General features: G+C 73.9%; 12 protein-coding genes. 1 reads left to right on the top strand and 11 read right to left on the bottom strand.

Annotated features, from left to right (window positions below; all coding sequences use genetic code 11):
* The 3 genes from ACFV5N_RS19260 to ACFV5N_RS19250 form a co-directional block, all read right to left on the bottom strand.
* Positions 1 to 2,644, bottom strand: a 2,644-nt coding sequence (locus tag ACFV5N_RS19260; protein ID WP_385601126.1) for an AAA family ATPase, incomplete at its 3' end; no start/stop codon positions are given.
* A 218-nt stretch (positions 2,645 to 2,862) separates the two neighbouring features.
* Positions 2,863 to 3,069, bottom strand: a complete 207-nt coding sequence (locus ACFV5N_RS19255; protein WP_385601123.1) for a hypothetical protein — start codon at positions 3,067 to 3,069, stop codon at positions 2,863 to 2,865.
* Between the two features lie 337 nt (positions 3,070 to 3,406).
* Complete coding sequence (locus ACFV5N_RS19250) at positions 3,407 to 3,718, bottom strand: acylphosphatase (RefSeq protein WP_385601120.1); 312 nt, start codon at positions 3,716 to 3,718, stop codon at positions 3,407 to 3,409.
* A gap of 134 nt (positions 3,719 to 3,852) precedes the next feature.
* Between ACFV5N_RS19250 and ACFV5N_RS19245 the strand changes: the two genes are divergently transcribed.
* Positions 3,853 to 4,785, top strand: a complete 933-nt coding sequence (locus ACFV5N_RS19245; protein WP_385601118.1) for a CAP domain-containing protein — start codon at positions 3,853 to 3,855, stop codon at positions 4,783 to 4,785.
* 31 nt (positions 4,786 to 4,816) lie between these two features.
* Here ACFV5N_RS19245 and mutM read toward each other — a convergent pair whose 3' ends face one another.
* The 8 genes from mutM to ACFV5N_RS19205 all read right to left on the bottom strand — a co-directional run.
* Positions 4,817 to 5,677 carry a bifunctional DNA-formamidopyrimidine glycosylase/DNA-(apurinic or apyrimidinic site) lyase gene (mutM, locus tag ACFV5N_RS19240; RefSeq protein WP_385601115.1) on the bottom strand — a complete coding sequence of 287 codons (861 nt, stop codon included), beginning with the start codon at positions 5,675 to 5,677 and terminating at the stop codon, positions 4,817 to 4,819.
* Complete coding sequence (rnc, locus tag ACFV5N_RS19235; protein ID WP_385601112.1) at positions 5,670 to 6,443, bottom strand: ribonuclease III; 774 nt, start codon at positions 6,441 to 6,443, stop codon at positions 5,670 to 5,672. The genes mutM and rnc overlap by 8 nt, the downstream gene beginning before the upstream one ends.
* 19 nt (positions 6,444 to 6,462) lie before the next feature.
* Positions 6,463 to 6,636, bottom strand: a complete 174-nt coding sequence (rpmF, locus tag ACFV5N_RS19230) for a 50S ribosomal protein L32 (protein ID WP_026047730.1) — start codon at positions 6,634 to 6,636, stop codon at positions 6,463 to 6,465.
* A gap of 2 nt (positions 6,637 to 6,638) precedes the next feature.
* Positions 6,639 to 7,241 carry a YceD family protein gene (locus ACFV5N_RS19225; RefSeq protein ID WP_385601109.1) on the bottom strand — a complete coding sequence of 201 codons (603 nt, stop codon included), beginning with the start codon at positions 7,239 to 7,241 and terminating at the stop codon, positions 6,639 to 6,641.
* A 176-nt stretch (positions 7,242 to 7,417) separates the two neighbouring features.
* Positions 7,418 to 8,479 carry an ATP synthase F0 subunit B gene (locus ACFV5N_RS19220; protein ID WP_385601107.1) on the bottom strand — a complete coding sequence of 354 codons (1,062 nt, stop codon included), beginning with the start codon at positions 8,477 to 8,479 and terminating at the stop codon, positions 7,418 to 7,420.
* 37 nt (positions 8,480 to 8,516) lie between these two features.
* The gene (gene coaD, locus ACFV5N_RS19215; protein WP_385601132.1) at positions 8,517 to 8,990 is read right to left on the bottom strand and encodes a pantetheine-phosphate adenylyltransferase; all 474 of its coding nucleotides are present in this window, start codon (positions 8,988 to 8,990) and stop codon (positions 8,517 to 8,519) included.
* Positions 8,991 to 9,025: 35 nt separating this feature from the next.
* Positions 9,026 to 9,640 (bottom strand): 16S rRNA (guanine(966)-N(2))-methyltransferase RsmD, encoded by a 615-nt coding sequence (gene rsmD, locus ACFV5N_RS19210; RefSeq protein WP_385601104.1) that lies wholly within the window; start codon positions 9,638 to 9,640, stop codon positions 9,026 to 9,028.
* Positions 9,641 to 9,770: 130 nt separating this feature from the next.
* Positions 9,771 to 9,926 (bottom strand): DUF6227 family protein (locus ACFV5N_RS19205; protein WP_385601129.1); only part of this gene is annotated, 156 nt, incomplete at its 5' end.

The raw sequence follows: 9,926 nt of genomic DNA, 5'->3' as shown, positions 1-9,926 counted from the left end.
CCCGGACGCGGGCCAACTCCTCGCAGCGTTGCTCCAGCTCGCTCAGCCGGGCGGCGGCCTCGTCGACGGACGCCTGGACTTCGAGCAGGCTGGGCGCGCCGGCGGAGCCGCCCTGCGCCAGGCGGCGGCCGAGGACGTCCCCCTCGGCGGTGACGGTGGTGAGGTCACCGCCGGCGGCCAGCAGCGCCGCGGCCTCTTCGAGCCCGGGGACCACCACGGTGTCGCGCAACAGCCAGCGGACCGCCTCCAGTACGTGGGGCGGACCGTCGACCAGGTCGGCGGCGGGCAGGGCCGGCTCATCGGGCGGGGCGCCGTCCCCGGCGCGCGCGGCGGGCAGGGAGCCCGCGCGGGGCTGTCCGCCGCCGGGGCCCGCGGCGCGCGGCGCCTGCGGCGCGGGAGCGGTGCTCCGCTCCCCGGACGCCTCCGCCGCCGGCTGCGGAACCTGCCGCCCCGCGGCGGCGGCACCGGCCTCTCCGTATGCGGCGGGCGCCGCGTTGGCTCGCGTTCCGGAGGGTCCGGTCGCCGCGGCGTCGACGCGCTCTCCGGCCCGCGCCGGTCCCGGCACCGCGGGCCGCCGCCCGGCCGCGGCGACCGCCGCGGCGGCGGGTCCGAGGTCGTGTTCCTGCGGCGCGGACCCCGGGACGGCGTCGGCGAGGCCGGGGCGCGCGGTCGGCTGGTGCGGACCACCCTCGGCGCTCTCCACCGCAGGGCAAGGGGCGCGGTCACCCGCTGGGGAGGCGACGGACTCTGCCCCCGGCGCGGGCCGGGCAGGGCGCATGGTCGGCGGGTGCGGATCGCCCTCCCCGCCTTCCGGAGCCGGGCGAGGCACGTGGGGGTCCGCCGACGAGGTGACGGCCGACGCCCCCGACGCGGGCCGGGCAGGGCCCGCGGTCGGCGAGCGCGGATCACCCTCGGCGGGCTGCCCGGCGGGGGCGAGCAGGAGCGTGGCCCGGCCGGCGTCGGTGTCGCGGAGGTGGCGCAGGGCTGAGGCGGCGGTGCCGGGGCCGTCCACCGCGACGGCGTCGGCGGCGGCGCCGAGTGCGGCGGCGACGGGGACCTCGAAGCCGGGGGTGACGGTGAGCAGTTCGGCAGCGGGGCCCAGGACGCCGCCGAGCGTGTCGGCCGCCGCCAGTACGGCGCCGCTGCCGTCCTTGCGCCGCAGTCCGAGCGCCAGGGCCTCGTGGCGGGCGCCGAGCGCGGCCCGTTCGCGTTCGGCGGCGGTCAGCGCGTCGCGGGCGGCGGCGAGCGCGGTCTCGGCCGCCGCCAGACGTTCCACCGCCTGCTGGTGTTCGGCTGCCAGCTCGCTGTCACCGGCCTCCAGGCCCGCCACCTCGGCGCTCAGCGCCCGGTGTTCCTGCCCGGCGCTCTCCGCGCGGCGGACCGCGTCCTCGTGGGCTTCGGTGAGCCGGTCGATCTCCGCCTGGGCCGCGGCGGCGCGGCTGCGGGCGGCGGCGGCCTGGCTGTGCAGCCGGGCCAGCCCTTCGCGGCGGTCGGCGACGGCGCGGGCGGCGTCCCGCAGCCGGCGTTCCTCCGCCGCCAGCTCCCGCTCCAGCGCCGCGCGGTGCTCGACGGTGTCCTCCAGCGCCCGCCCGGCGGCTTCCAGGGCGGCTTCGAGTTCGGCTTCCTGCTCCCGGATGCGGGCGGCCTCGCGGGCCAGGTCCTCCGGGTCCCGGCCGCGGCGCTCCTCGGGGGCGCCGCTTCCGGCGCTGGCGATGCGGGCCTCGGCCAGGGACTGCGTGCCGCGCACGCGTTCGGCGAGCTGGGAGAGCTCGTACCAGGTCTGCTGGGCGTCCCGGAGCCGGGGCGCCAGGGCCCGTACCTCTTCCTCCAGTGCGGCTTCCGACCGCGCCGCCTCGCGCAGCCGCCGCTCCGCCGCCTCCTTGCGTTCCTTGAGCGCCGTCTCGTCCGCGACCTCGGCGGCGAGGGCGCGGCGCTCGGCGGTCAGCTCGTCGGCGAGCAGCCGCAGCCGCGCGTCGCGCAGATCGGCCTGGATCACGGCGGCGCGCCGGGCGACGGCGGCCTGCCGGCCCAGCGGCTTGAGCTGGCGGCGCAGTTCGTCGGTGAGGTCCTGCACCCGGGCGAAGTTGGCCTGCATGGCGTCCAGCTTGCGCAGCGCCTTCTCCTTGCGCTTGCGGTGCTTGAGCACACCGGCGGCCTCCTCGATGAAGGCGCGGCGGCCGGCGGGGTCGGCGTGCAGGACGGAGTCGAGCTGGCCCTGGCCGACGATGACGTGCATCTCGCGGCCGATGCCGGAGTCGGAGAGGAGGTCCTGGACGTCCAGCAGGCGGCAGGTGTCGCCATTGATCTGGTACTCGCTGCCGCCGTTGCGGAACATGATCCGGGTGATGGTCACTTCGGCGTAGTCGATGGGCAGCGCGCCGTCGGCGTTGTCGATGGTGAGGGAGACCTCGGCGCGGCCCAGCGGCGGACGGCCGGTGGTGCCGGCGAAGATGACGTCCTCCATCTTGCCGCCGCGCAGGGATTTGGCGCCCTGCTCTCCCATGACCCAGGTCAGCGCGTCGACCACGTTGGACTTGCCCGACCCGTTGGGGCCCACCACGCAGGTGATCCCGGGTTCGAAGCGCAGCGTGGTGGCCGAGGCGAACGACTTGAAGCCGCGCAGGGTCAGGCTCTTGAGGTGCACGCCGTCGGACTTTACTCCCCGGCCGTCCCCGATCGGCCGTTTCGACGCGGGGGATGGGGGGCACATCAGTAGTTGAGCCAATGCGGTCCGTAGACCCGGAGGCGGTCCGAGCAGAACGGTGGTGATGACCCGGACATGACGAAGGGACGCCGAAGCGTCCCTCGCATGATCCGCAGGCGGTGCGTGTGTGCCGTGCCGGCCTGTCCTCGTCCTTGAGGTCAGGTCAGAGCGGGCTCCGCCTTGTGCACATCGATGCCGTTGAGCACCGGGTCGCTGTGCCGATGGGCGGCGGCCAACGCGTCGTTCTCCGCCTGGACGCGCAGAAGCTGCGTCTCCAGGTCCTGTACGCGCTGCTGAAGCCGTCGCATCTCGGCAAGGACTCGGGGGTCGGAGCCGCCGATGTGACCGAGAAGCGCCTTTGCCATGATGGATGGTCCTCCACACTGAGTGACCGACCGAAGCCGTGGTAGGTCGTGAGGGATAACGCCCGCGGTGGGTGCTCGGCACCCTCTATCTCAAGGCCACATAGCTGAGATGCGCGGGGATTTCAGAGTCTCACCAAAAAGTGGGACGGTCAACACGATCACACCGCGTATCGCCGGGGGTGCCGGGCCTGCGAAGACCGGACACCGCCGGGAGGCCGGGGCGCTGCGCGGCGCGCGGGCCGCGGTTTCGGGCAGTGATCGGTTGGCAGCCTTGCACGTGAGAGCGGGGTTGGCAACCACTTTCCGGCCCCGAACCCGCCACGTGTCGATCACCCGATCAGCGGATGGCGAAGTCCGGGTAGACGCCCCGGGGTGTGTCCCAAATCTCGGTGACGCCGTCCACCCGCCCGGGCGTGTCGCCCGTCCTGGCCCACTCCAACAGCCGCTCGCAGCGCTCCCGGGGACCCTCGGCCACGATCTGCACCCGGCCGTCCCCGAGGTTCGAGGCGAATCCGCGCAGCTCACCGATGGCGAGTGCCTGCGCCCGGGTGTACCAGCGGAAACCCACGCCCTGTACGTGTCCGCGCACCCAGGCCGTCATCCGGACGGGCTGGGACGGGTCGGTTTCGTGGGGCGTGGGTTCCTTCATGTGACGCACGCTATCCGGCCATCCGCACACGGCGCAGCCACGCCGCGCTCACGATGCCGTAAAGTCACGCGGCAGTAACGACCACTCATTCGAGTGATCTTTAAGTTGTCGAGTTGACGAGGACGGTGCCACCGATGGGTCGCCATCGCCGCTCCGTGCACACCCCGGCGCCTCTTCCCGCCCCGCGCGACGGGGACGGCCACCGGGGCGCACACCGAAGAAAGAGCCCCGCCCGCGCCGGGCTGCTCGGGGCCTCCGCCGCGCTCACCGTGGGCGCCATCGCCGTGGGCTCCGGCCTGATGCCGGGGATGGCGGACCGCTTCACCCTGACCGACACCGACGACCTCCAGGCCCACCCCGGGCCCGGCGAGGACCGGCTCGTCGTCGGTTCCCCCTCCGCCTCTCCCTCCCTGGAGCGCGGCGCCGCCGCCGAGGACCGCGAGGAAGCCGCTCACCGCGGCCGGGACCGTACCGCTACCCCCGAGCCCTCACCGTCGCCCGAGGCCGCCGAGAGCGAGGCGGAGGCCGAGCCGGAGCCGTCCGAGGAGCCCTCCGCCGAGGCCCCCGCCGCCGAGCCCAGCCCCTCGGCGTCCCCCGAGGCCCCCTCCCCCGAGCCGCCCGCCGAGGCGCCGAAGCCCACCCAGAGCGCCCCGGCGCCCGAGCCCGAGCCCTCGCCCAGCCAGGACCCGGCCAGCGCCGCGGCCGACGCCGTGCTGCGACTGGTGAATCAGGAACGCGCCCAGGCCGGCTGCCGGCCGCTGGTCCGGGACGCCGCCCTCGCCGAGCTGGCCACCGGCTTCAGCCGGGACATGGCCCAGCGCGGGTTCTTCTCCCACACCGACCCCGACGGCCGCTCCCCCTGGGACCGCGCACAGGCGGCCGGCATATCGAACATGGGCGGCGAGAACATAGCCCGCGGCCAGCAGGACGCCCAGGCCGTCATGGACTCCTGGATGAACAGCGAGGGGCACCGCGCCAACATCCTCAACTGCGACTTCACCACGCTCGGCGTCGGCGTGCACCTGGGCGACGGCGGCCCCTGGTGGACCCAGGCCTTCGGCTACTGAGCCGGCCCGGCCGTCGTCCCGCCGCCCCCGCTCAGCTCCCCGCCGCGGGCGGGCGCTGGCAGCGCGGGCAGTAGTAGCTGGACCGGTTCATCCACGGGCGGCGGCGGATCGGCGTACCGCAGCGGCGGCACGGCTCGTCCTCGCGCCCGTACGCGTCCAGCGAGCGGTCGAAGTACCCCGACTCGCCGTTCACATTGACATACAGGCTGTCGAAGCTGGTGCCGCCCTGGGCGAGCGCCTCGTTCATCACCTCACGGATGTGGGTGACCAGCTCCGCCGTCCGCGGCCGGGTGAGCGAGGCGGTGGGGCGTTCGTAGTGCAGCCGGGTGCGCCACAGGGCCTCGTCCGCGTAGATGTTGCCGACGCCGCTGATCAGCGACTGGTCCAGCAGCGCCCGCTTCACGGTGGTACGCCGCCGGCGCAGCGCGGCGTGGAAGGCGTCCTCGTCGAACTCCGTGTCCAGCGGGTCCCGCGCGATGTGCGCGATCACCTCGGGCAGCCCGCCGGGCGTCAGCGGATGCAGCGACAGACCGCCGAACGTGCGCTGGTCGACGAACCGCAGCTCGCCTTCCTCCGGATCGGTGAAGGTGATCCGGATCCGCAGATGCCGCTCGTCCGGTGCCGCCGCCGGCTGGATCAGCAGCTGACCGCTCATGCCCAGATGGGCCAGCACGGCCAGCTCGCCGTCCGCCAGCGGCAGCCACAGGTACTTGCCGCGCCGCCGCGCCGCGGCGATCTCGGCCCCGGTGAGCCGGGCGGCGAAATCCTCCGCGCCCGCCGCGTGGCGGCGGATCGCCCGCAGATGCAGCGTGCTCACCGACGCGATCACCCGGCCGCTGACCCAGCGGTCCAGACCGCGCCGGACCACCTCGACCTCGGGCAGCTCAGGCAACGGACCGCCCCTGCGCCGGGCCGTCCCCGCCGCGGCGCTCCGCCGCCGCGTGGATGGCCCGCCAGGCCGTCTCCGCCGCCTGCTGCTCGGCTTCCTTCTTGCTGCGGCCGGTGCCGGTGCCGTAGGTCTCGCCACCCACGCGGGCCGCAGCGGTGAAGGTCTTCTCGTGGTCGGGGCCCGCCTCGTTGATCACGTACTCGGGAACACCCAGCCCCTGGGCGGCGCTCAGCTCCTGCAGGCTGGTCTTCCAGTCCAGGCCGGCGCCCAGCTTCGCCGAACGCTCGATCACCGGGTCGAACAGCCGGTGCACCATCTCGTCGGCGGCCTCCAGGCCGCGGTCGAGATAGACCGCGCCGATGACCGCCTCCAGGGTGTCGGCGAGGATCGACGCCTTGTTGCGGCCGCCGGTCCCCTCCTCGCCCCTGCCCAGCCGGACGAACGCCCCCAGGTCCAGGCCGCGCGCCACATCGGCGAGCGCCCGGGCGTTGACGACGGCGGCGCGCAGCTTGGCCAGCTGCCCCTCGGCCAGCTCCGGATACGTGCGGTAGAGCGTGTCCGTGACGATCAGCCCGAGCACCGAGTCCCCGAGGAACTCCAGCCGCTCGTTGGTGGGCAGACCGCCGTTCTCGTACGCGTACGAACGATGGGTCAGCGCACGCACCAGAAGGGCGGACTCCAGCTGATAGCCGAGCCGCCCTTCCAGAACCGCGTGGGACGAGGCCACCTCCGCCGACGCCTGGGTCTTGGACCGATGGGCGTGAGACATGGAGCCTGTCACCCGCCGATCAGACGTCGATGACCTGACGGCGGTTGTACGTGCCGCAGTTGGGGCACGCGATGTGCTGCAACCTCGGCTCCTGGCAGCGCTCGCAGCTCACCAGGTTCGGGGCAGCGGCCTTCCACTGCGACCGGCGGTGGCGCGTGTTGCTGCGCGACATCTTCCGCTTCGGAACAGCCACGGCTACTTCTCCTGTGGATCGTCCCCGCGGGTGCGGGGTGTCTTCTTGTGGTCCGCGGGATCGAAATCCCGCAGTGCCGCCCAACGGATGTCGACGGCGGTGTCGTGATGGTGCTCCGGGTCGTCCGCGAGCCGTGCCCCGCACTCGGGGCACAGACCGGGGCAGTCCTCCCGGCACACCGGCTGCAGGGGCAGTGAAAGCACCACCGCGTCCCGCAGCACGGGTTCGAGGTCGAACAGGTCGTCCTCGAGAAAGAGCCGCTCCTCGTCCTCGGCGTCGTCGCCCGGCTCCGCGGTGCGGGTCCAGTCACCGGCGTCGGGGTAGGAGTACAACTCCTGGAACTCCGCCTCGGCCTCCTGAGCCAGCGGCTCCAGACACCTTACGCACTCCCCCGCCAGCGGTGCGCGGGCGGTCCCGGTCACCAGCACACCCTCCATCACCGATTCCAGCCGCAGATCCAGCTCCAGCGGAGCGCCCTGGGGCACGCCGATCACCTCGATGCCGAGACCCTCGGGGGCCGCGACACTGCGGGTGATCCGCTTGAGCGCACCAGGACGGCGCCCCAGCTCGCGGGTGTCGAACACCAGCGGGGCACGGTGGTCCAAGGGGGCGTTCAGGGCTCTTCGCTTTCTACGGGTTCTACGGGGCAGAACAAGGACGGATGAGGCGCGCGGCCCGATACGGGAGCCGACGGGCAGCCGTGATCACTGATGCGGCACGACCGAAGAGACAGCATACGTCACAGCCGCCTCCCCTCCCAATCGGCCGCCGGGGCAGGGCCTCAGGAGCGCCCCTGCTCGTACCGGCGCAGTTGTTCGGGGTCGATCATCCCGGTGTCGAAGAGGCTGGTCTCCTCCAGCGTCCCCGGCCCCTGGTAACCGGCGGCGGACTGCGGGTAACCGCCGTACCCGGGCGCCTGGGCCCCGCCCGCGCCCCCGTACCCGTCGTCCTGCGGGTAGCCGCCGCCCGCCCCGTACGGGTCCTGGCCGTAGCCGCCGCCCTGCGCCGCGGCGGCGTACCCACCGTCCTGCGCGTAGGCGGCGGTGTCCTGGGCGGCGTACGGGGCCGGGCCGTCCGGCTGCGCGGGGTAGCCGCCGGGGGCGCCGCCGTCCGTTCCGCCGGGTCCGGCCGGCTCGCGGGCCGGGGCGGTCATGCCCAGATAGCCGTAGGTGTCCTGGTCGGCGTCCGCGCTGTAGTACGCGCCCGCCGCAGGCACCGTCCCGGCGCTCTCCTGCTGGGCGACGTGCTCGGCCAGCTCGTCGATGGGACGGTGCCCGGTGAGCTTCTGCCGCCCGCGGCCGACCGCCGCCAGGGTCTTGCGCAGCACCGCCTCGATGGCGGCGAACTGGGCCTCCACATAGGCGTCGGCCTGCTGCGGCAGATCGCCGCCCGGGTTGCGGTCGGGACCCAGCAGCTTGTCGCGTCCCCGCTCCACCGAGCCGATGGTCTTGCCGAGGACGACCTCGAAGTTGGCGAGCTTGCTGTCCACGTAGTCGTCGGCCTCGGCCTTGATCGCGTCGGCCTCCTGGCGGGCCCGTTCCAGCAGCTGGGCGGCCTCGGCCTGGGCGCGCTGGACGATCTCGGTGCTCTCGACGAGGGAGCCGCGCTCGGCGTGCGCGGCCTGCAGGATGCGCTGCGCCTCCTGCTGGGCGTCGGCGACGACGGCCTCCCGGTCGCCCAGCACCTCCTGCGCCCGGGCGAGGGAGCCGGGCAGGGCCTCGCGCACCTCGTCCAGCCGGGCCAGCAGGTCGGCGCGATGGATCACACAGGACGCCGACATGGGCATGCTCTTGGCGCCGCGCACCGTGTCGACGATCTCATCCAGTTTCTGCGTAACGTCCACGGGTTGACTGTACGGCCAACGGCGCGCGGCGTGGGGCTCAGGCCAGTTTGCGCTCCAGGGCGCGCATCACCGGGTCGGGGACGAGGTGGGAGACGTCGCCGCCCCAGGTGGCGACCTCCTTGACCAGACTGGAGGAGAGGAAGCTGTGGACGGGGTTGGTGGGGATGAAGAGGGTTTCCACGCCGGTGAGGCCGTTGTTCATCTGGGCCATCTGGAGTTCGTAGTCGAAGTCGCTGACGGCGCGCAGGCCCTTGACGATGGCCGGGATGTCGTGCTGCTTGCAGTAGTCCACCAGCAGGCCGTGGTGGGCGTCGATGCGGACGTTGCCGAACTCCTCGGTGCACGCACGGATCAGGTCCAGCCGCTCGTCGATCGTGAACATGCCCTTCTTGGACTTGTTGATCATGACGGCGACATGGACCACGTCGTACAGCTTCGACGCGCGGCCGATGATGTCGATGTGTCCATGGGTGATGGGGTCGAAGGACCCCGGACAGACGGCGCGGCGCAACGGTGACTCCTCGGCTGGCGGTGGTGGGGTGACGGTCATGGCCGGTCGCTGCCGGCGGTGGGTCCGGAGAGGGGTCCGGGTGCCCCGGGGGTGACACGGCCGTGCCACAGGGTGCCCTCGCCGTAACGGCGGGAGCGCAGGGCGGTGAAGCCGGCGGGCCAGGGGAAGGGACCTCCCCGGGTGCCGCGCTCCACGGTGACCAGCGCGTCGTCGGCGAGCCAGCCTCCTGCGCGGAGTGTGAGCAGGATCTCGTGCAGTTCGGCGTCGGTCACCGCGTAGGGCGGGTCGAGGAAGACGAGATCGTAAGGGGTGTCCGGGGCGGGTTCCCGGACGACGGCCTCGGCCCGTGCGGTGCGCAGTTCGGCGCCGGGCAGGCCCAGGTCGCGGATGTTGGCGCGGACCGTGCGGGCGGCGCGTGCGTCGGCCTCGGTGAGCAGCGCGTGCGCGGCGCCCCGGGAGAGGGCCTCCAGGCCGACGGCGCCGGAGCCGGCGTACAGATCGAGCACCCGGCTGCCGTCCAGCGGGCCCCACAGGGCCGTCCACGTGGAGAACAGCCCTTCCCGGGCCCGGTCGGAGGTGGGCCGGGTGCCGCCTCCGGGCGGTACGGCCAGCCGCCGCCCGCCGGCGCTCCCGGCGATCACGCGGGTCATCACGGTCCTTCGCGGCGCTCGGCATCTGCTGTCGTCCACCACGCTATACGTGGCGGTGCGGCGGCCGTGCGCCGAGGTGGGGCGTGGGGAGGCGGACGGGGGCGGGCCGGGCGCGAGGAGTCCGGCCGGGTCAGCCGGCCGCGACGGCGCGGGCGTGCCGGCGGGCGGCCCGCGCGGCGGCGACCTCGTCGCGGTAGACCTCGCAGACGAGCCGGCGGTCGGGGGTGAGGTCGTGCTCCAGTTCGTAGAGGCAGAGTTCGCTGTCGTCCGCGAGGAGGAAGGCGTG

Source organism: Streptomyces sp. NPDC059853, assembly GCF_042731495.1.
In the GTDB taxonomy this organism is placed as follows: domain Bacteria; phylum Actinomycetota; class Actinomycetes; order Streptomycetales; family Streptomycetaceae; genus Streptomyces.
The sequence above is the reverse complement of the archived record's forward strand: the minus strand, read 5'-3'. Positions and strand labels throughout refer to the sequence as shown.

Excerpts from the sequence above, each read along its gene's own strand:
- ACFV5N_RS19245 (WP_385601118.1), top strand. The coding sequence starts at position 3,853 with ATGGGTCGCCATCGCCGCTCCGTGCACACCCCGGCGCCTCTTCCCGCC.
- rsmD (WP_385601104.1), bottom strand. The coding sequence starts at position 9,640 with ATGACCCGCGTGATCGCCGGGAGCGCCGGCGGGCGGCGGCTGGCCGTA.
- rnc (WP_385601112.1), bottom strand. The coding sequence starts at position 6,443 with ATGTCTCACGCCCATCGGTCCAAGACCCAGGCGTCGGCGGAGGTGGCC.
- ACFV5N_RS19255 (WP_385601123.1), bottom strand. The coding sequence starts at position 3,069 with ATGGCAAAGGCGCTTCTCGGTCACATCGGCGGCTCCGACCCCCGAGTC.
- ACFV5N_RS19250 (WP_385601120.1), bottom strand. The coding sequence starts at position 3,718 with ATGAAGGAACCCACGCCCCACGAAACCGACCCGTCCCAGCCCGTCCGG.